We start from the raw sequence: 20,676 nt of genomic DNA, 5'->3' as shown, positions 1-20,676 counted from the left end.
ACAGTTAATGCAAATCCTCGCAAATAAGTGCGGGCTCACTTAGCCAGCCGGTGTGATAAAAACATCCTACAGGCAAAAATCCGTCTTTTGTTTCAAAGGTCACATTTGTTCTGGTTGTGTATTCTTTGTCTTTAGCAGAATTGCATATATTTACTTTTTTATCTTTATCATGCTCGCATATATATACACGCTGTAAGCCTTCAAAATTTACTTCGTAAAATTCAGCGAATATGTCTTTATCGTCAGGCTTTGCCTTTTCCAGAAAGGCACGATCTTTATGAAACATTACATACCCGTTCTCGGCACGAAAAACTCTTGCATGCCTGCGAGCTTCATATATTCCGTCTTTTAAATCGGTGAACTTGCCGTCGTTATATATTTTTCCGGAGTAAGTGAAATTGTCATTTGTATTATCCGATTCATACCAACACAGCATTTTTTTAGAATTTTCTCCATCAAGAGCTATAAGTTCATCGCAATTCTCAATGCTCATATCTGATGCAAAAGAAGATGAAAAAAATATTTGAAATAAAACAAGAGTGAAAAAAGCGGTTTTTATATAGGTACGGAACATTTCTACGCCCTCCCCTCTACCAGCTTATAAAATCTTTCAAATAAATAATAACTGTCATGCGGACCGGGGGAGCTTTCAGGGTGGTACTGCACTGAAAACACAGGCTTTGTCTTCGACTTTATACCCTCAACCGTATCATCGAAAAGCGATAGGTGGGTAATTTCCACATCATCGGGCAGTGCGTTTTTGGTAACGACGAAGCCGTGGTTCTGGCTGGTAATTTCCACTTTGTCCGTGGCAAGGTCTTTTACAGGGTGGTTTGCACCTCTATGCCCCTGATGCATCTTGGTGGTAGTGCAGCCCAATGCTAATGCCAATAACTGATGACCCAGACAAATACCGAAAATAGGCTTGTTCGCCGCAATTAATTCTTTTAAAATCGGAATTGCATATTCACCGGTTGCCGCCGGATCGCCCGGACCGTTGGACAAAAATATTCCGTCAGGCTTATGTTTCAATATCTCTTTGGCACAAGTTGTAGCAGGTACTACGGTTACATCAAACCCCACTTGGGCAAGGCAACGCAGGATATTTAATTTTGCACCGTAATCGATGGCGACAACTTTATATTTGGCGTTTTTATTCTCGCTAAATCCTTTGCCTAACTGCCATTTTCCCTGATTCCATTTAGATGAATCCTTGCAGGAAACACCTTCGGCTAATTCCATGCCTTTTAATGAAGGGTAGTCGGCGGTTTGTTTTTTTATAACTTCAAAGTCTATAGTTCTGTCTTCGGCAAAAAATACTATGGTAGCATTTTGTGAGCCATGAAGCCTGATATGACGAGTCAATGCCCTTGTGTCAATTCCGCATATTCCGGTTAGCTTTTTCTTTTTCAGCCAGTCATTTAAGTGCAACTGATTCCTGAAATTAGAAGGATTGGTAATATCTTCACGGATTACTATACCCCTTGCCGAAGGGTTTACCGATTCGTTATCCTCATCATTTGTTCCGATATTTCCGATATGCGGGAATGTGAAAGTTATTATTTGCCCTGCATAAGATAAATCGGTGATAGTTTCCTGATAGCCTGTAAGACCCGTATTAAAACAGATTTCGCCTATGGTAGAACCTGTTTTTCCCAACCCTTTTCCGAAAAACATCTTACCATCGGCAAGAATTAATGCAGCCGTAGCGTTTTTTGGAATGGTAACTTCCTTCTTGGTCATATTTAATTGTCTATTAATTGTATCCTTGCCGCCATTCAGGCAAACGCCCGACAATTTATGTAAAAGCCCCGCATATGTCAAGGGATAATGTTATAAAATTTGTAAGTTTTAAGTTGCCATTTGCCAGATGCGGTTTTTTTGTGTATAAAGGACTATTAACATATCAGCATATTACTAATTACTGTTCACCGGCAACTTAATAAATGCAATTTCCACCTTCCTTTTTAGATGAGATAAGAACAAGATTACGCACTTCCGAAGTGGTGAAGCGTAAAGTTGCACTAAAAGCACACGGGCGTGAATTTCAGGGGCTTTGCCCTTTTCACAAGGAAAACACGCCGTCATTTACTGTAAATGATGAAAAGGGTTTTTACCATTGCTTTGGCTGTAACGCACATGGGGATATAGTAAAGTTTACCATGGAAGCTGAAGGGCTTCCGTTCGTCGATGCTGTTAAAGCACTTGCCGATATGGCAGGCGTGCCTATGCCCGTGGTGAGCAAGGAAGTTGTGCAAAAACAAAAAGAGGCACAGTCGCTTTATGATATAATGGAAATGGCATGTAAGTTCTTTGAAGAAAAACTGCCGGATGCTAAAATTGCTGCTGATTATATTGTCCACAGGGGATTAAAGAGCGAATCGGTCGCTAAATTCAGGATAGGCTATTCACCCGATGACAGGGGGGCTTTGAAAAAATATCTTGAAGGCAAAGGCGTAACGGTAAATCAGATGCTTGATTTAGGGCTGCTTACTAAAAATGACCGTGGCGATATCTATGATAAATTCAGGGGGCGGTTAATGTTCCCTATTTCGGATATAAAAAACAGGGTAGTGGCTTTCGGAGGCAGGATACTGGGTGACGGTAAGCCGAAATATTTAAACTCGCCTGAAACCGTATTGTTTAAAAAAGGCGAAATGCTCTATAATGAAAATAATGCACGCAAGCTTGCCTTTAAAACCGGTAAGGTAGTGGTAGCCGAAGGCTATATGGACGTTATCGCCTTGGACGCTGCCGGAATAAAAACCGCCATGGCTCCTCTTGGTACTGCTATAACGCAGACCCAGCTAAGACGACTATGGAATATGGCGAAAGAACCCGTTATCTGCCTTGACGGTGATGCGGCAGGAAAAAGGGCGATGGACAGGGCGGCTAATTTGTGCCTACCGATGCTTGAACCCGGATACACACTTAAATTCGCAGTATTGGGCGGCGGTATGGATCCCGATGACTATATAAAAAAATACGGCGTAAATAATATGCGTAAAATATTACAGAACGCTAAAAATCTTTCGGAAGCCGTATGGGAGGAGCAGTCGGGGAAAAAAGATATTAAAACTCCAGAACAAAAAGCCGAGCTTGAAAAACGATTGAACATTATTGCCGAAACTATAAAGAACGAAACGGTAGCTAAATATTATAAAGACTTCTTCCGCAATAAATTATGGGAGTTTTACCGAGGCAAATATTATAAGAATAATTCCATCGTCAAGAAGACGGACTTTGAGAATATGCCTGATTTTGACATTAATACGGTGGGGGGCTGCCAGACGGTTTTCATACTTTTATTGCTTATGCACCCCGAGCTTTTAAAGGACGAAAATATCTATGATGAATATATTAACATTGAATTTTCAAATCAGATGCTTGACAAAATAGGGCAAGCTATTCTAGAAGTGTCCGATTCACAGGAGAACATTACTGCACAAGATTTAAAAACTCACCTTGAAAATCAGGGAATGAGTAATTATATAAGTTATTTAAACGATTTAACGGAAAGTGTATTTTTAAAAAACAAATTAGGATATGAAAAAGCAGTCACGGCTTGGAACTACTATTCTTGTGTATTACAGTTGCTTTATCTAAATATAGAATGTGAAGAAAAACAATTGATTATGACACCTGAGTCCGAAGAGGAAGCTGCCGTAAGAAGGCAGGAAATATCAAATTTGAATAAAAAGAAATTAGCAATGGAAGCGACTTTCGAACAACAATAAACAATTTAACAATCAGGTTAAAAAACTATGACAAAAAAAGCCCCTGCAAAAAATAAAGCCGATAAAAGTAAAACGGCAGTAGTCAAACAAGCTAAGGAAACTAAAAAAACGGGAACAGACTTGCAAAGCGATATAAACGCTATTGTCAAAAGGCTTGTCCATGCAGCAAAAAAACATGGTTTTATTACCTATGAGGAAATAAATAACGAGCTGCCGAAAAATATTCTGTCGGTGGAGCAGATAGAGGATATCATTAAAGATATCACCAATAAGGGTGCAACTATCTTAGAAAGTGAAGACGATCTGGAAAATGACGCTAATACCGACTTTTCATCAGACCCGTTGGTAGTTGAGGATATCGGGCGTACCGATGACCCTGTGCGTATGTATTTGCGTGAAATGGGCGGTGTTGAACTGCTGTCACGTGAGGGCGAGATAGAAATTGCCAAGCGTATCGAAAAAGGCAGGGAAACAATGTTACTTTCTCTTTGCGAGACTCCGCTTGCACTGCGTGACATAATCTCGTGGTATGATGACCTTGTTAACGACCAGATATTGCTGCGTGACGTTATAGATCTTGATGCTACCTATACGGCTGAATTCGGTGAGGAATTTGAAGATGATGCGACTGAAGAGCCGGCGGCGGCATTAATATCACCTAACGGGGAGAACGATGAAAAGGTAAAGGTAAAGGTAAAGAAAAAGAAAGCCGCAGATAGTTATGATGACGAAGAAAATGATGAAGAGGATATAGAGGAGGAAGAAGAGGGTGAAGACGAGTTCGAGGACGAGTTTGCCGATGTGAATATGTCGCTTGCCGCCATGGAGCAGGCTCTTACACCGCAGATACTTGAGTCATTCAAGGAAACGTCAAAGATATGCGAAAAACTTCTAAAACTACAGGAAAAGCGTTATCTTGTAGCCGTTGGCGATAAAAGTGCCGCAGCAAAAGATGACGAGCAGTATAAAAAACTTCGTAAAGATTTATTGAAAAGCTTAGAGGGAGTTCGCTTCAATGAGGGAAAAATAGAATCGTTACTGGAAAAATTATACTCTGCCAATAAAGAGATACTTGCCGTAGAAACCAGACTTATCAGGCTGGCTGAAGATAATAAGGTAAAAAGGGTAAGTTTTTTGAAGCACTATACCGGCAATGAGTTAAGCCCTGACTGGTTAAGCAAAGCCAAGAAAATAAAAGAAAAAGGCTGGGCAGAATTTACCGGCAACCATGAAGATGAAATAAATAAACATTTAGCACAAATCGCTTCAATATCAAAAGGTATAGGTCTGGACGTTGCCGAGTTCAAGCGTCTGGTCAATGACGTGCAAAAAGGTGACAGGGACGCATCGAAGGCAAAAAAAGAAATGATAGAAGCCAACCTGCGTTTGGTTATTTCCATTGCTAAAAAATATGCTAACCGAGGGCTACAGTTCCTTGACCTCATACAGGAAGGCAATATCGGATTGATGAAGGCGGTAGATAAATTCGAATATAGAAGGGGATATAAATTCTCCACCTATGCTACATGGTGGATACGTCAGGCTATCACTCGCTCTATTGCCGATCAGGCAAGAACTATCCGTATCCCTGTCCATATGATAGAAACAATCAATAAAATTGTCCGTACTACACGCCAGATGGTACATGAAATGGGACGTGAGCCTACTCCTGAGGAACTGGCGGAAAGGCTTTCTATGGGGCTTGATAAGGTGCGTAAAGTTCTAAAAATAGCCAAGGAGCCTGTAAGTTTGGAAAATCCTGTCGGTGATGATGACGACGGAAGCTTCCTTGGAGATTTCATCGAGGATAAAAACGCTATAGCTCCACTTGATGCGGCTATACTTTCAAATTTACGTGAAACCACTACCAAGATATTAGCCTCGCTTACTCCTCGTGAGGAGAGGGTGCTTCGTATGCGTTTCGGTATCGGCATGAATACCGACCATACTTTAGAAGAGGTAGGGCAGCAATTCTCGGTAACACGTGAACGTATCCGTCAGATAGAGGCAAAGGCACTTCGTAAATTAAAACACCCGAGCCGCTCAAGAAAGCTTAGAGGGTTTTTGAATACTTAGGATAATGTCTAAAAAGTTTCCTAACTTTTTAGAATGTGGATTCCACTATAATTTTGTTCTACTAACAAAATTCGTGGAATGACAATGTCAGGGAAAACACTATGAAAATAATACTGGCACAACCAAGAGGATTCTGTGCAGGGGTCAAACGGGCTATTGAGATAGTTGAAAAGGCTCTTGAAAAATACGGTACGCCTATATATGTGCGTCATGAAATAGTGCATAATAAATATGTGGTAGATGACCTAAGGGCGAAGGGGGTGGTTTTCGTCAATGAAATTGATGAAGTTCCCGATGGTGCGGTTACTATCTTTAGTGCGCACGGTGTTTCGCAAAAGGTAATAGATTCTGCAAAAAACAGGCAACTGCCGGTAATAGATGCAACATGTCCTCTTGTTACCAAAGTTCATAAAGAAGCACAGCGAAGCGAAGAGGGCGGTAATCAGATAATACTGATAGGACATCAGGGACACCCCGAAGTTGAAGGAACGTCAGGGCAGGTTAAAAGCGATGTCATATTAGTAGAGAATGTTCAGGACGTTAAGAAAATAGAAGTTGCCGATAAAAACCGGCTTTCCTATGTTACCCAGACAACATTAAGCGTTGATGATACAAAAGATATTATCGCAGCTTTAAAAGAACGTTTCCCCAACATTAGCGGTCCGGGTATAAAAGATATCTGCTATGCCACCCAAAACAGGCAGGACGCAGTAAGAAGCCTTGCAAAGATAACCGATATTATACTGGTTATAGGCTCGCAAAACAGCTCTAACTCAAACCGTCTAAAGGATTTAGCCCAAGAAATGGGCGTTACTTCCTATCTTATCAACGATGTAAATGATATCAATGTCAAATGGTTTGAAAATGTCGAGCGTATCGGCATAACGGCGGGTGCGTCCGCACCGGAAATATTGATAGATAAAATTATAGGTTTTTTCCGCAAAAAATACGACGTGACTGTAACTACTATGGACGGTACGCCTGAAAACGTTATATTCAAATTACCAAAAGAAGTTGCTTAATTCGTATCAGCTTATAGAATAGGGACTGTTCAATAAATATAGTTTTTGTAAAAATTGTACTGAAATCTTTAATTGTTTGTCATGCTGAACTTGTTTCAGCATCTCTAACGTGATAAAGAAGATACTGAAATAAATTCAGTATGACAAAAACTATATTTATTGAACAATCCCTATAGAATAATTACTTATTCAAAAAAGAAAATAAATATGACATATATAAAAATAGCATGTGTAGCCGATAATTCGGATAAAGCCAAAAGCTCGCTTGAGCAATTAAAGAAAAAATATGAGTTTATAGATGATGTTGCACAGGCTGATGCGATAGTTGCACTAGGTGGTGACGGTTTCATGCTGCACACTTTGCATGAATATATAAAAGCCGATAAACCCATATACGGAATGAACTGCGGTACGGTAGGTTTTTTGATGAATGAGTTCAGGGAAAATAATCTTATAGAGTCTATCAATGCCGCCAAGCGATATAATTTACACCCTCTGCGTATGGTGGCGGTAGATAAGAACGGAAAAGAGCATCATGCACTTGCTATTAACGAAGTTTCACTTCTTCGTCAGACCCGTCAGGCGGCAAACCTGAAAATAAGTATTGATGGAAAAATGCGTATGCAGGATTTGACATGTGACGGCATATTGCTTGCCACCCCCGCCGGAAGTACCGCTTATAACCTATCGGCACATGGGCCTATAATTCCTATAAAGGCAGAAGTTCTGGCACTTACGCCGATAAGTCCGTTTAGACCCAGAAGATGGCGTGGTGCACTTCTGAATCATAAGGCACTTGTAAAAATAGAAGTACATAATCCTAAGAAGCGTCCTGTAAGTGCCGTTGCGGATTTTACCGAGGTACGAGATGTTGTCAGTGTCACTATAAAAGAAGAAAAAAAGAAAAATATCCATATACTTTTCGATCCGGGACATTCCTTAGAGGAGCGTATAATCCGTGAGCAGTTTACCGATTAGTTTATTGTCCGAACACTCCTTTTAGTCCGCCTCCTATACCTTTTACCTTATCTTTTAAGGCATTGCCCGCACCTTTTAGGTCTGCACCAAGCGAGTTAAGGTCGGTGTTCTTCAAGACGCTATTTACTATTTGGGAGATGACTATGGTAGCCACCTGTTTTGCAGATGCAGGATTTTCGTTAGTGCCGATATTCTGAATGCTTATTTCAGGTAGGTTTATTGTCTTTTCCAATTGCCCTATGTAGGAATTTACCGCTGCGTCAGTAAATAAAATATTGTCTATAACAAAGGATTTGGAATTTCTGCCTGAACGCCCACCACTATCTTTTTGCGAACCGGAAGAGGAATCTTTGCCTTTTGAGATATTATTCTTAATAGTATCTATATTAGACTTACCGCCAACAAATTCATAATTTATCTTAGGAGATACTATGCTTAGATCCTTTATCCTTATAACTCCGGTTGTTATTGAAGCAGGTTCAATCGCAAGCCTTACCATGCCAAGGGAAAATGCATTATCACTTTTATAACCCGAAGGGTTCCCGATATTCAGACCGGTAATCTCGGCGGAGCCTTCCTTTAATGATATATCAACCTTGCTAACGGTTACCTGCACTCCCAGAACATCAGAACCGACAGTTTCAATGCCTTTTTTAACAACGTCGTTTAAAGAACTATATAAATACGCTACTGCCGCTACTATAACTAAAATAACCGCTATCAGGAAAAATTTAATTGCTTTCATTATATTGCCGATTCCTTATTATTTTTTTCAGGCAATATAACGGTGCTAAGTATATAACTCAATAATATATTTTAATTTTTTTTTAAGTTGATATACTGAATATGAAGCGGACAGGAATAATATATGAAATATATAATATCGTTTATAGTGCTATTTGCCGTCGGTATTGCGGGGTTTATGCTGGTAGGCAGGGATAATAATGAGGTCGGTAGTAAATCCGATGCCGATAATCAGGATGCTCGGGTTGATGGGGATACTCAGGTTAACGCTGCGGACGGAAAGTCTGTCTTTGTACATGAGATGGATCAAAATATTAACGAATTTATCGGTGACCAAAGGGTTGTCCCGATAAAGCCTTTTAGGGATTTCAACGCTCACAGATTGTATGATAAGCCGTTTTTCGAAATATCCGGACCTTTTGCGATATATGCCGAAAATGGCGGCAGGGTTGCAAGCGGCACAGGTGCTTTTTATGATAATGTAAAGCTGACGGTCTATACTTTAAGGTGGCATGACAGACTGGAAACGGAAAATATTGTTCCCATACCTACCCCGTTTATTGCATATGTTGCAAGTGGTGACGGAAAGCGAATATCTACTAACACCAAAGATTATGACAAAGTTGCTTTGGAGCCTGAAGAGGTAAAATATCCCGAAAGTTCCGGGTTGAACGTTGCCGGAAAAATAAGATTAAAAGATGGAGCAAGGTTTGATAGTGTAGGGGCTATAAAAGGTATCCTTCAGGCTAAATTACCTCAAAAAATTATCCAGTATAACTTTTTCTCCTTAAGGGATTTCGGTATGAATTACAAAATAGGTGATTCAACCATAATAAAGATTCAAGAAGGCGAACTGCCTGTAAAAACCGATGAAAACAGTAATACAAATTATAAAGGCTATGTAGTTAAAATCCTTACCTTAAATCAGATGCCTTTTACCATAGACTTTAAAAATGACAGGGGCAGAAATATTACAGGAAATCTTATGGCAAGTTCATCGGAAAATCTGCCTGACGGACGAAAGCTATATACATATAACTATGCTGTCGGAGCGGCGGTTGGCGGTGCAAAAGTGTCCGTACCGTTTTCTTATAAAAATGAATCATACCCTTTTATGATGAAAAGGATAAAAACAAGTAATCCTTATAGTAAACAGGAAATGTCCGATGAAGAAATGGCTTACCAAAGCTATCTAAGTAGAGCAAAAAGCGGTGATGCCGAATCGCAATACAGGGTTGCGTTCATGCTTAATAAAGGTATGGGTGTACAAAAGAACTTACAGGCAGCAAGGGCATGGCTTGAAAAAGCTGCTGCACAGGGTCATGAAAAAGCCTTGCAAATATTAGGAGGCGGTCAAAAAAGCGAGCCGCAACCTTTAGAAGAACAGCCTACGCAATTGCAAGAGTAAGCTTAGAGCCTATTCAGCTTTGGTGACCTTTTTCCAGATATTTACTGCTTTGCATTTCAATAAGGCGTGACACCGTTCTGTCAAACTCAAATGCACCGTCGCCATGTTCGTATAATTTTTCAGGAGAGGTTTGGGCAGAGCATATAAGTTTTACCCTATGTTCATATAATTCGTCTATCAGAGTTACAAAGCGTTTCGCCTCATTGCGATGCTCACGGGACATTTTCGGTATGTCCGTTAATAGTAATGTGCTAAATTCCCTTGCTATCTCGATATAATCGGCAGCACCTAGCGGCGTTTCGCACAATTCTTTAAAGCTTGCCCATGCAACATCACCATGTGTTTTATTCAGATATAATACCCTACCGCTTGTTTCAAGCCTTGCTTTTACAGGAGTGGCGTTATTGGTAAGTTCTATAAAAGCATTCCTTATGAATTTGTCGGCATCTGAGCCAAGGGGCGAGAAATATACCGTTGAAAGAGAACGTATATGCCCCAAACGGTAATCTTTAGCTGCATCAAGCTCAACCACCTCTATATTTTCCTTTAACAGATCGATGAAAGGCTCAAACCTCTCACGTTGCAAGCCGTCTTTGTATAGATCTTCAGGCGGTCGGTTCGATGTGGCTACAACAATAACATGCAATTTGAATAATTCGTCAAACAGCCTTCCCAGTATCATTGCATCTGCGATATCCGTAACCTGCAATTCGTCAAAGCAAAGCAATTTAGCATCTTCTGCTATGGTTTTGGCTAAAGCGGGGATAGGGTCGGATTCGCTGCGTCCCTCATCATTACGCCATTTGTGCAATGTTCTGTGTACCTCAAGCATAAAGGCGTGAAAATGTACCCTGCGTTTTTTTGCTAAAGAAGAAGCCTCATAAAATAAGTCCATTATCATAGACTTGCCGCGTCCCATTCCGCCCCATATATAAAGCCCTTTGACCCTGTCAGATTTTGAAGAAAGTATTTTCTTTAAAAAACTAGATGAGCCGCTAATTGCATTTAGCTCGATTTCCTGAGCCAGCTTATGAAGCCTCATTACAACTTCTTCCTGAGCTGCATCCGGCTCAAGGTTTGAAGTTTCTGCCAGTTGTTTATAGCGGCTTAATATGTCGTCGGCTTGTTCTTTTTTCTCTGCGTGCATAGTTTTTGGCTAGGTATTAGTGTATTTTATGGTATATCATATACTCATAAAGAATATAGACAAAACATTATAATATGACAAAAGCCAATAAAAAAGAGATAAATTTAAGTCGGCATCCAAGAATTAGCAATGAATTTTACGGGCATGAAAAAGCCGCAAGCCTTATCGAAGATGTTTTAAAGACAGACAGGATACCGCAATCATGGCTTATCTGCGGCTCTAAGGGCGTGGGCAAGGCAACGCTCGCCTATCGTTTTGCTAAGGCTTTGCTATCGGGTTCGAACTCCCTGTCGGTTAGTGAAAATAACCAGTCTGCCATCAGGGTTGCCGGCGGCAGCCATTCCGACCTTCTGGTAATCGAACCTGACGAGGAAAAAGCATCAGGCGATATAAGTGTTGACCGGATAAGGAAAATAGCAGGTTTCTTAAGGCTTAGTGCTTCGGAAACGGCATATCGTATTGTTATAATAGACAGTGCCGATAACATGAATAATGCGGCAGCCAACGCACTGCTGAAACTTTTGGAAGAACCGCCTGCAAAAGCTATATTCATGCTTGTCAGCCATTGTCCGGGAAAGCTTCTTGCTACTATAAAATCAAGGTGTCGCTACCTTAATCTTGGCGAGCTTTCGGATATGCATGCATCATGTATCATACAACAGAACATACCGCAGATAGCTCCGCATGAAAATGATATGGTGACATATCTTTCAAACGGCTCACCGGGGGTGGCAATAGAGTTATATAATAATGACGGCATCGAAATATATTCAAAAATAATCAATGCCTTGAGCGGATTGCCCCGTATTGATAGTGTTAGAGTGCAGGAACTGGTCGATATAGTTACCAAAAAAGGTGACAAAATCCCTTGGCAGCTTACGGCATACCTGATTGACGGCTTAATGATACGTATAATAAAAGCCTTAGCGAGTCAGTCATATGAATCGAAGCTAAATAATAACGAAAAAGATATTTTTGCAAAATTAAAAGCATCAAAGTCAATCGAAGGTTGCCTTGATATCAGGGAGAGAATAAACGCATTAATATCGGATACTTCAAGGATACATCTTGATAAAAAAGCTGTTATAATCTCGATATTCAGGGAGTTTGTATAAAACTAAATACCCTTAGACTTACCTTTTGGAGAAGTTTTTCCGGCTTTACTAAGGTTTATCTGCCCTTTTTTGGCTAGTTCTGCCGTGTTTAAAACGCTGCGGTGGGTGTTAGGACCGAGTAACTGCTCTTCATAAAAATGATCGGTCACTTCGTCTAGGCAGCGAAACCTTTCGTCAATATTGGCATCATCAGGAACAACGGGATCCGAATTAAAAAAATCAGACGGGTCATGATTTTCATTGTTTTTCTTATCTTTTAATAAGCTTTTTTGAAATTTATTTTCCTCGGTCATGCTAATTACCCTTGGCATCTTTTGATGCCTGTTTCATGCTGTATTTTTTACATTCCCCGAGTGATTCATATATACTCTTCAATGATTTAGCTATCTTACGCCTTACCAGAAAGCCGGGTCTTTTTCCGGTTTGAAGAAAATGCCTGTATTCTTCCGCAAGAGAATCAGTAGCAAGTTCTATCTGCTCAACAAGCGGTTCAATGAACTCAAGCTGGCTGACAGGATCGCTTACTTTCTTGTTTTCGACAGTGTCGATAAGCTCCTCTGCGAAATCATAAAAACTTATAAGTTCATTATAGGTTTTTTCGTGCTTGTCCATTTATTCCTGCGTATCTTTCTTAACAAATGGTTACTATAACATATAAATGTTAACATTTTATAAAAAACAAGTGTTATTAAAAATATCAGTTTTTATTATAAAGTATATCACTTTCTTGAAACTATTACGATTTTCGTAATGTAATCTTGTTTTTTATAAGATTTTACTATGGTATTTGTTGTTTTTTAGTTGTATTGTCCTGTGCGGGGCGGTCTTTTAAGGCGGTTATATAGTTTAAGTTTTCCCTTGAATTTAACCCCCTGTAAACGACAGTGTATGCTATATTAGCACGCCCGACGAATCAAGATTAAAATAATATAATTTACATCTAATGTCAGATTTATTTAACTCAAACCCGACTAAAATGCAGCAGCCCAAAAATGAATATACGGCTGTTGATATTGAGGTATTAGAGGGGCTTGAACCCGTAAGGCACAGACCGGGTATGTATATAGGCGGAACGGACGAGGCTGCAAGGCATCATCTGGTATCGGAAGTTTTCGATAACTCGATGGACGAGGCGGTAGCCGGTTTTGCCACATATATCGAAATAAGTATGCATGAGGACGGCAGTATCACCATTGCCGATAACGGACGCGGTATCCCCGTTGACCCACACCCTAAATACCCCGATAAGTCGGCATTGGAGGTTATACTTACAACCCTGCATTCAGGCGGAAAATTTTCCAATAAAGTGTACTATACATCAGGCGGACTGCACGGAGTGGGAATATCGGTGGTGAATGCACTTTCTGAAAAACTGGAAGTGGAAGTAAAGCGTGATGAAAAAATATACAGGCAGACATACTCAAAAGGCGATGCAACAAGCAAGCTGGAGGTAGTGGGGCAGTGCAAGCCGAAGGAACACGGAACTAAAATAACATTCTACCCTGATGATAGTATATTCGATAAAGGAACAAAGTTCAGACCATACAGATTATATAATCAGGCAAAATCTAAAGCATATCTTTTTAAAGGTGTGGAAATAAGATGGAACTGTGCCGAAAGCCTTATAGATGAAAATGCAAAGAATAAAGCTCCGGTCAGCGAAATTATCCGCTTCCCTAACGGTATAGCAGATTATCTTGTGTCCTCCATAAAAAAGGAAAGCACCGTTACCGATGAGCCGTTTACTGGTGAGGGGATTTTCCCCGAAAAAGCCGGAAGGGTTGAATGGGCGGTTCACTGGGCATATTTGCGTGATGTGAAAACCCGTTCATATTGTAATACCGTACCCACACCGCAAGGCGGAACTCATGAAACGGGCTTGCGTAACGCATTATTCAAGGGGTTAAGGGAATTCGGGGAACTTGCAGGAAATAAAAAAGCAGGCAGCATTACCGCCGATGATGTTTTCAATACCGTACACGGCATTATATCTTTGTTCATACCTAATCCGCAATTTCAAGGGCAGACTAAGGACAAGCTGTCTAACCGTGAGGTTATCAGGCTGGTAGAACATGCAATAAAAGACCGTTTCGACCACTGGCTTACAGATAATAAAGATGCCGCCTTGGAGCTGTTGGGCTTTGTGGTGGACAGGGCGGAGGAGCGTTTAAGCCGCAGGCAGACAAGGGAAATAGTGCGGAAAACCGTCGTACAGAAAATAAGGCTTCCGGGTAAACTTGCCGACTGTACAAGGCAGGCACCTGAAGGAGCGGAGATATTCCTTGTTGAGGGTGATTCGGCAGGTGGTTCCGCAAAAATGGCAAGGAACAGAGAAACACAGGCAATCTTGCCGCTTAGGGGAAAGATACTTAACGTGGCTTCTGCTACCCGTGATAAAATAATGCAGAATCAGGAAATAAAAGATATGGGTCTGGCATTCGGGTGCGGTGTCGGTGATGCGTATAGGGAAGAAGACTTACGCTATGAAAAAATTATCATAATGACCGATGCCGATGTAGACGGTGCACATATAGCGTCACTGCTGATGACGTATTTTTATAAGTTCATGCCTAAAATGATAAAGCAGGGACACTTATATCTGGCTCAACCGCCGCTATTTAGGGTGACGCAAGGCACTAAATCATTTTATGCATCGGACGAATCTGAAAAAAACAGGCTGGTTAAAGAGCTTGAAAAAGGCAGGGGCAATGTTGATGTAGGGCGTTTCAAGGGACTGGGCGAGATGACACCCGCACAGCTAAAAGAAACAACCATGAACCCAGAAAGCCGTGTGTTGCTGAAAGTATCTATCGATGAAGACAAACAGGAACTGGCAGCAACAAGAGTTGAAGAACTAATGGGCAAAAAACCCGAACTAAGATACAAATTTATAACCGAACAAAGTGCGGTCATGGGCGATGAGTTCAAGGCTAATTTGGATGTTTAGTTATTTTGTAAATATAAAGTTGGAGGCAAGACAAAGTTATTATGAATTTCTCTAAGAAAATAATAGTGTTATATGTAAAACGTACAATACTACTTGTAATATTATTATCCACAGTTTCTATTGTTAATGTATTTTTTTCACTTTTTTATTTAAAGGATGATTTATGTGAAAATAAGGGAGGTGTTTTAGGTGTTTTAGTACATCACCCTATTTCTAGTCACCATCATGATGATAATACTATTTGTAGTGTAAAATATGAAGATGGTGGAAAAAATTGTCAAAGAAATTCCGATTGTACGGGTGATTGTATAAGAATATCAAATAATACGGAGCATGGAAAATGCAGCCCTGCAACACTTTATCATACTGTGGGAATATATCCGTATGATTCTAAACAACAATGCCCACACGATGAACGAAACGGTTCTTGTGAGTTGGAGTTGTTTAATAAGTCAGATACATGGAAGGATTATCATTATGTTGAATAATAAAATCGGCAGGTCTTTAGTATAATTTTTCAAAGCTAATCCGGATGTTTAACGTTTACTTGTCCAAAAAATGACTGTTCTTGTTATCGGTATATATCTTTTGACTAGGCTTTGAGGCATTATAGGAAATATATATAACGTTTGAATCGTTATCTTCCCATGGTCCCCATGTATGAACCGGAATACGGTTAACAGAACTAAAAACGCTCCTTATAGTGTTATCTATTTTAACGCTCCACTCGTCGGAAAAATTATGTTTTGAGATGATGTTAGCTATCATAATACCCTTGTCGTTTAGCCTCTTTTGCACGTCCAGAAAATACTCCTTTGTTACAAGCTGTGACGGTATACTGTGTATGTTAGTATATGCATCAAGGATAATGACATCATATTTTTCAGTGTCCCGCTTTAAAAAAAATCTTGCCGGTTCCGGAACGAATTTTTTATTATCAGATAATTTGTGTTTTAAAAAATATTTCTCTGAAACTTCCTTTAACGAATCGTCGATATCTATATAAACATAGTTGTTTGTGGTGTCCTGAGTTCCAACGGAAAAACCTCCTGCTCCTATGACCAGTATGTTGTTTATCCTGTCCTGCGGTAATTTGCTCAATACAAATTTTTCAACGTATTTTAAGTATGGGAATTGTTTAGACGGGTCTATAGTGAACTTTGATGATTCGGAGTTGTTTATTTTCAATAAACGTGATTCAAACTCCCTTTCTTCGGGTACGTCAACCACCTCTATGGTGCTATACTGGTTGTTAGATACGATACCGAACTTGCCGATAGTATAGTTGTTATTCAGTGCTAACACAAAAATCGATACTATAAGAACGGTAATAGTTTGAAATGAAACGAGCTTCCTGCTTAACATTACAACTAAAAACGACAATGCCAATATAGTAGTGATAACTGTGTTGTTAACCCCTATCAGGTGCATTAATAATAGTGAGGTAAGTATTGCACCCAAAAAAGAGCCTACCGTTGATGAGAACAGCATCTTTCCGGCGGTTTGTGAAAGGTTGTGTTTTTTAAAATAGTTGCTTATTAAAGGCGTGGTTTGTGCAAGTAGGTAGACAGGCGTAACAAGAAATATAATCGAATAAATAAAAGTCTTGGCTATCCTAGATTCAATTCCGATATCACCTATTTTGGAAAAGAAAATTGACAATACTATATGGGAAAGTGCAAGGCTTAAAAACACAGCCGCTATAGTTGCGTTCCTTATCAGTATATCCCTTATCTGTACGGTAAAGTTCTTTTGTGAAAGCTTTTTATATAGCTGTCCCCCATTATAATAACCAAATGCCATAGGTAATAAAACAGCACTTATAATTATGGCAACTATGGGAGTGTCACTTCCTACGAAGGATATAAGCTGACGTATCGCTATTATCTCGCTTGCCAGTACAACATATCCCTCAATGATAATTGCCAGAAGGCACATATGGTATAGAGTAAAATTTTTTGTAAATTTCTTTTGAGGTTTATTAGTGCTTAGGCTATATGTCATGGGTTGCAAATTAATTAACATTAATAAATTTTTAGAAGCAGTATATAGATATTAAAATAAAAAAAAAGTACAGTGATAAATTTTAGGAGGAAAAATTGCAAAATAGTTTATTTCAAGAAAATAATTATATAGAAGAAGTAAGAAACCAGTATGAGAGCTATCCTTATCCGCCTAGAGACCCGAATAACGAATATGAATCTTTTACTTATGTACCTTCCGCATCGCTGGATTTTCTGAATTATTATCATTACGAAGGTAAGCAGGACTTTTCTGAAAACTATAGTGTTTTAGTCGCAGGAGGAGGAACAGGTGACGCACTTGTTACAATGGCGGAACAATGCCGAAAAAGGAATGTCAAAATAGTTTATCTTGATATCAGCAATGCATCAATGGAAGTTGCCAAAGCAAGGTTAAAGGTGAGGGGGCTTGATGATAATGTTGAGTGGGTTCACGGTTCATTACTTGACTGTGCAAAATTATTTGATGAAAAATTTGATTATATAAACTGTTCGGGAGTGCTGCACCATCTTGAATCCCCTGAAAAAGGACTTGAGGCATTAAGTTCGGTTTTAAAAGATAACGGCGTAATGGCTCTGATGGTGTATGCCAAATATGGAAGGGAAGGTGTTTACCAGATACAGAATCTTATGAAGATTCTCAATAAAAATGAAAAGAACATGCAGCAAAAAGTTGAGAACTGTAAGGCGGTATTAAGCAATCTTCCCAAAACAAGCGGATTTATGGACGTACATCACTTATTTTCAGATATAAGAGAGTTCGGGGACACCGGTATATATGACCTGCTTCTACATTCTAATGATGTAGCTTACTGCGTTCCTAAGCTGTATGAATTATGTAAAAAATCTTCTCTTGATATTACCCATTTTTGTTATTCTGACAAAAATATAATGGGAAATAACCTTTATAATATAGAAGCATATATAGGTAACAGACATTTACGGGATAATTTTGAAAAGCTTTCTGTTGCAGAAAAACAAGCTGCTGCCGAGTTAATAAACGGTAAGATAATTAAGCATTCTTTTTTAGCTTCAAAAATTAAATCTAAAACTCCAAGCACTTCAGATCATAATAATATACCTTTTTTATCCGTTCTGATGAATGATGGCAGCTATAAGGCGATATACGAAGTAGTAAAAAACTGTTCTTTAAATGAAGTGGTAACATGTAAAGTACACAACATGGAAGTGAGGTTTAGAAACACAAAGAACGCCGGATTACTGTTTAAATATATTGACGGCAAAAGAACTATTGGGGAAATATTCAAAGCAGTAAGGGGTGAGTATCCTAAAAACGAAAAGAAACCTTCATTAGATGAATTACAGGAAGAATTTGATAAAATATTCAAGGCATTTGTGTTATATGACTGGATGTATTTGCGTAATAAGAATATCCCTCCGGTAATGAACGTGCAGAATATACAAAAGCGTCTTGTAAAATCTAAGTCCTAGATACTTTTATCGGCTTGCAGCCATTGCCTTGAATGTAATTGTCGAACATTAGTTCATATGACCGTTCAAGGTCTTTTGTGAATTGCTCGGTATTAAATAGAGGCTTGGTTTTTATGTTACCTGTAAGCGTTGCTTTAAGTGCTTTAGCCCTTTCTTTACAAAGGGCTATCTCAATGGCTTTTTGCTCGTATTCTTCAATTGTGTGAGTAATCAACTCGTCTATACCTACCGAGTGTAAAATACTAGATGCCATACGTGATGCGAAGTTTTCTCCTTTTAAGGTCAATACGGGTATTCCTGCCCATAATGTTTGGCTTGTTACCGTTCCACCATTGTATAACCTAGTATCTAAAGCAAGGTCTGCCAGTGATTTGCGTTTTAGATGGCGACTGATAGGAGTGCCTTCTGCGAATATCAACCTGTCAGCGTCAACGCCGTGTTTTTTAGCTTCTTTCTTCAGGTTCTGTTCCGTCAGGCTGTAGTTTTTATAGATGCTGCCTTTATAAAGCCATAGGACGCTGTTTGGTACGGATTTTAAAATATTCATCCACGCACTGAACATAACAGGCTCAATCTTTGCGGATTGATTAAAAGAGCAGAATATAAATTTATCCTCAGGCAGTCCTTCATCTTTTTTTGTTATCGTATCTTTTGATATTTCCAGCATATTATCATTTGCCTGATAACAATTAGGCATATATACGAATTTTTCGGTATAAAAAGGCTGATGTTCTTTAGGGGTTACTATTTCATCGGTTATTATATAATCAATGAAATCAGCCCCCATACTGCCTATATAGCCCAAATAGTTTACCTGTATCGGTGCAGGCTTAAGTGCTAATGCTTCAACTCTTGATGTTCCCGTATGACCGTTCAGGTCAATTAAGATATCTATTTGGTCTTCATTTATGATACGTGCTGTTTCATAATTGGATATTGAACCTACATCTATGAACTTATTGCAATATGACTTTATTTCATCCTGATAGCCGCTCTTATCCTGTCCGCTAAAAGAATATAAGTATATCTCGAACCTATCCTTATCATGGTTTTTGAAAACGCCCCGCATCAGGTGGGACACAGGGTGGTCGTTTATGTCAGAGGACATATAGGCTATACGTATTTTTTCACGATTTCCCCGCTGTGACGGATTATGTTCAAAAGGTCTGTGAATAGATAAAATATTACGCACCTGTTTTTTTGTATATTTTATAGCAATTTCCAGATTTTCAGCAAGATTGGATGTCTCCTGAATATTGCCCATAGGAGCAACTAGAAAATCTCTGTTATTTTCGGATTGCAGGAGAGTATTTATAGCGTCTTCAACCCTTTTTTCCTCGTCCCAGTCACATACTTTTGATAATGTTTCCCTATATTCGGTGGCGACCTGTATGTTGTAAGGGTTTATTTCAAATGCCTTCTGATAATGTTCAAGTGCTTTTTGGTTATGACCCAGCGACAAATAAATCAGTGCCGCATTATGGTTTATATCTGCTCTGCTCGGCTCAAGTTCTATAGCTTTTAATATATAACCTAACGCATCACGCAATAAACCTGCTTTTTTGTATATTAGTGAGATATTGTTATAAACAAAATAAAGGGAATCGTTGATTTGCAAAATTCTGTTGAAATACTGTAATGCGGTAGCACTATCACCGGAGTCATTATATATATTGCCGATATTATTAAGGGCTGCGACATGGTTGTTGTCTAACTCAAGGGTCTTTAGATATGCCTTTATAGCTTCGTTCAATCGTTGCCCCGTGCTATACAGTCGGCCGAGCTGAAACCAAAGCTCAGGATTTTGAGGAAATTTATTTATACAGAAGATAAGATTGCTCTCTGCAATATCAAGTTTTTGCCCCAGTGCAATATAACATAGTGCCGAGATATATCTGATATCTGCATTTTCAGGCTCATTTACCAGTATTTCATTAGCCACGTTCAGGCATGAAATAAAATCATTTTCCCTGAAATATTTGTTACAGGCAATTACCTTTTCTTCTTTGGTTTCTATCATTAAATTAAC

Annotated in this window: 17 protein-coding genes; 9 read left to right on the top strand and 8 right to left on the bottom strand. The window is 39.3% G+C overall.

Going from position 1 to position 20,676, the window contains the following annotated elements; genetic code table 11:
* Positions 1–4: 4 nt before the first annotated feature.
* Positions 5–493: a hypothetical protein gene (locus O2942_03345; protein MDA0781282.1), complete on the bottom strand. Its 489-nt coding sequence runs from the start codon at positions 491–493 to the stop codon at positions 5–7.
* 83 nt (positions 494–576) lie between these two features.
* Positions 577–1,743: a glutamine-hydrolyzing carbamoyl-phosphate synthase small subunit gene (gene carA / locus O2942_03340; GenBank protein MDA0781281.1), complete on the bottom strand. Its 1,167-nt coding sequence runs from the start codon at positions 1,741–1,743 to the stop codon at positions 577–579.
* A gap of 203 nt (positions 1,744–1,946) precedes the next feature.
* Here carA and dnaG point away from each other — a divergent pair, with 203 nt between their 5' ends.
* From dnaG to O2942_03320, 4 genes are all read left to right on the top strand, one after another.
* Positions 1,947–3,737: a DNA primase gene (gene dnaG / locus O2942_03335; protein ID MDA0781280.1), complete on the top strand. Its 1,791-nt coding sequence runs from the start codon at positions 1,947–1,949 to the stop codon at positions 3,735–3,737.
* Between the two features lie 27 nt (positions 3,738–3,764).
* On the top strand, positions 3,765–5,813 hold the full coding sequence (gene rpoD, locus O2942_03330) for an RNA polymerase sigma factor RpoD (GenBank protein MDA0781279.1): 2,049 nt from the start codon (positions 3,765–3,767) through the stop codon (positions 5,811–5,813).
* A 101-nt stretch (positions 5,814–5,914) separates the two neighbouring features.
* On the top strand, positions 5,915–6,835 hold the full coding sequence (gene ispH / locus O2942_03325; protein MDA0781278.1) for a 4-hydroxy-3-methylbut-2-enyl diphosphate reductase: 921 nt from the start codon (positions 5,915–5,917) through the stop codon (positions 6,833–6,835).
* A 207-nt stretch (positions 6,836–7,042) separates the two neighbouring features.
* Positions 7,043–7,813, top strand: a complete 771-nt coding sequence (locus tag O2942_03320; protein MDA0781277.1) for an NAD kinase — start codon at positions 7,043–7,045, stop codon at positions 7,811–7,813.
* 1 nt (position 7,814) lies between these two features.
* Here the strand turns inward: O2942_03320 and O2942_03315 are convergent, their stop codons facing one another.
* Positions 7,815–8,558 (bottom strand): hypothetical protein, encoded by a 744-nt coding sequence (locus O2942_03315; GenBank protein MDA0781276.1) that lies wholly within the window; start codon positions 8,556–8,558, stop codon positions 7,815–7,817.
* 123 nt (positions 8,559–8,681) lie between these two features.
* Between O2942_03315 and O2942_03310 the strand changes: the two genes are divergently transcribed.
* Positions 8,682–9,965 carry a hypothetical protein gene (locus O2942_03310; protein MDA0781275.1) on the top strand — a complete coding sequence of 428 codons (1,284 nt, stop codon included), beginning with the start codon at positions 8,682–8,684 and terminating at the stop codon, positions 9,963–9,965.
* Between the two features lie 13 nt (positions 9,966–9,978).
* Here the strand turns inward: O2942_03310 and zapE are convergent, their stop codons facing one another.
* Positions 9,979–11,112 carry a cell division protein ZapE gene (gene zapE / locus O2942_03305; GenBank protein MDA0781274.1) on the bottom strand — a complete coding sequence of 378 codons (1,134 nt, stop codon included), beginning with the start codon at positions 11,110–11,112 and terminating at the stop codon, positions 9,979–9,981.
* Between the two features lie 74 nt (positions 11,113–11,186).
* On the opposite strand from zapE, the gene O2942_03300 reads away from it, so the two are divergent.
* A complete protein-coding gene (locus tag O2942_03300; protein ID MDA0781273.1) occupies positions 11,187–12,227 on the top strand; it encodes a DNA polymerase III subunit delta' in 1,041 nt (346 codons plus the stop codon).
* Between the two features lie 2 nt (positions 12,228–12,229).
* Here O2942_03300 and O2942_03295 read toward each other — a convergent pair whose 3' ends face one another.
* Both O2942_03295 and O2942_03290 read right to left on the bottom strand, forming a co-directional pair.
* Positions 12,230–12,520 carry a hypothetical protein gene (locus O2942_03295; GenBank protein MDA0781272.1) on the bottom strand — a complete coding sequence of 97 codons (291 nt, stop codon included), beginning with the start codon at positions 12,518–12,520 and terminating at the stop codon, positions 12,230–12,232.
* 1 nt (position 12,521) lies between these two features.
* Positions 12,522–12,839, bottom strand: coding sequence for a hypothetical protein (locus O2942_03290; protein ID MDA0781271.1), 318 nt, complete (start codon positions 12,837–12,839; stop codon positions 12,522–12,524).
* Between the two features lie 331 nt (positions 12,840–13,170).
* Here O2942_03290 and parE point away from each other — a divergent pair, with 331 nt between their 5' ends.
* Together parE and O2942_03280 are read left to right on the top strand one after the other, a co-directional pair.
* On the top strand, positions 13,171–15,174 hold the full coding sequence (parE, locus tag O2942_03285; GenBank protein MDA0781270.1) for a DNA topoisomerase IV subunit B: 2,004 nt from the start codon (positions 13,171–13,173) through the stop codon (positions 15,172–15,174).
* 65 nt (positions 15,175–15,239) lie between these two features.
* Positions 15,240–15,662 (top strand): hypothetical protein, encoded by a 423-nt coding sequence (locus O2942_03280; protein MDA0781269.1) that lies wholly within the window; start codon positions 15,240–15,242, stop codon positions 15,660–15,662.
* Positions 15,663–15,717: 55 nt separating this feature from the next.
* Here the strand turns inward: O2942_03280 and O2942_03275 are convergent, their stop codons facing one another.
* A complete protein-coding gene (locus O2942_03275; GenBank protein MDA0781268.1) occupies positions 15,718–17,178 on the bottom strand; it encodes a fused MFS/spermidine synthase in 1,461 nt (486 codons plus the stop codon).
* A 95-nt stretch (positions 17,179–17,273) separates the two neighbouring features.
* Between O2942_03275 and O2942_03270 the strand changes: the two genes are divergently transcribed.
* On the top strand, positions 17,274–18,647 hold the full coding sequence (locus tag O2942_03270; GenBank protein ID MDA0781267.1) for a class I SAM-dependent methyltransferase: 1,374 nt from the start codon (positions 17,274–17,276) through the stop codon (positions 18,645–18,647).
* Here the strand turns inward: O2942_03270 and O2942_03265 are convergent.
* Positions 18,637–20,667 carry a tetratricopeptide repeat protein gene (locus O2942_03265; protein MDA0781266.1) on the bottom strand — a complete coding sequence of 677 codons (2,031 nt, stop codon included), beginning with the start codon at positions 20,665–20,667 and terminating at the stop codon, positions 18,637–18,639. The genes O2942_03270 and O2942_03265 overlap by 11 nt on opposite strands.
* Positions 20,668–20,676 lie beyond the last annotated feature (9 nt).

The sequence above is a fragment of the Pseudomonadota bacterium genome (assembly GCA_027620075.1).
In the GTDB taxonomy this organism is placed as follows: Bacteria; Pseudomonadota; Alphaproteobacteria; order Rickettsiales; family UBA6187; genus 1-14-0-20-39-49.
The sequence above is the reverse complement of the archived record's forward strand: the minus strand, read 5'-3'. Positions and strand labels throughout refer to the sequence as shown.

Bases quoted from the DNA above. Each gene is read 5' to 3' on its own strand.
- parE (MDA0781270.1), top strand. From the start codon at position 13,171: ATGTCAGATTTATTTAACTCAAACCCGACTAAAATGCAGCAGCCCAAA.
- O2942_03265 (MDA0781266.1), bottom strand. From the start codon at position 20,667: ATGATAGAAACCAAAGAAGAAAAGGTAATTGCCTGTAACAAATATTTC.
- O2942_03295 (MDA0781272.1), bottom strand. From the start codon at position 12,520: ATGACCGAGGAAAATAAATTTCAAAAAAGCTTATTAAAAGATAAGAAA.
- ispH (MDA0781278.1), top strand. From the start codon at position 5,915: ATGAAAATAATACTGGCACAACCAAGAGGATTCTGTGCAGGGGTCAAA.
- dnaG (MDA0781280.1), top strand. From the start codon at position 1,947: ATGCAATTTCCACCTTCCTTTTTAGATGAGATAAGAACAAGATTACGC.
- O2942_03320 (MDA0781277.1), top strand. From the start codon at position 7,043: ATGACATATATAAAAATAGCATGTGTAGCCGATAATTCGGATAAAGCC.
- O2942_03275 (MDA0781268.1), bottom strand. From the start codon at position 17,178: ATGACATATAGCCTAAGCACTAATAAACCTCAAAAGAAATTTACAAAA.
- zapE (MDA0781274.1), bottom strand. From the start codon at position 11,112: ATGCACGCAGAGAAAAAAGAACAAGCCGACGACATATTAAGCCGCTAT.
- O2942_03315 (MDA0781276.1), bottom strand. From the start codon at position 8,558: ATGAAAGCAATTAAATTTTTCCTGATAGCGGTTATTTTAGTTATAGTA.
- carA (MDA0781281.1), bottom strand. From the start codon at position 1,743: ATGACCAAGAAGGAAGTTACCATTCCAAAAAACGCTACGGCTGCATTA.
- O2942_03290 (MDA0781271.1), bottom strand. From the start codon at position 12,839: ATGGACAAGCACGAAAAAACCTATAATGAACTTATAAGTTTTTATGAT.
- O2942_03310 (MDA0781275.1), top strand. From the start codon at position 8,682: ATGAAATATATAATATCGTTTATAGTGCTATTTGCCGTCGGTATTGCG.
- O2942_03345 (MDA0781282.1), bottom strand. From the start codon at position 493: ATGAGCATTGAGAATTGCGATGAACTTATAGCTCTTGATGGAGAAAAT.
- rpoD (MDA0781279.1), top strand. From the start codon at position 3,765: ATGACAAAAAAAGCCCCTGCAAAAAATAAAGCCGATAAAAGTAAAACG.
- O2942_03300 (MDA0781273.1), top strand. From the start codon at position 11,187: ATGACAAAAGCCAATAAAAAAGAGATAAATTTAAGTCGGCATCCAAGA.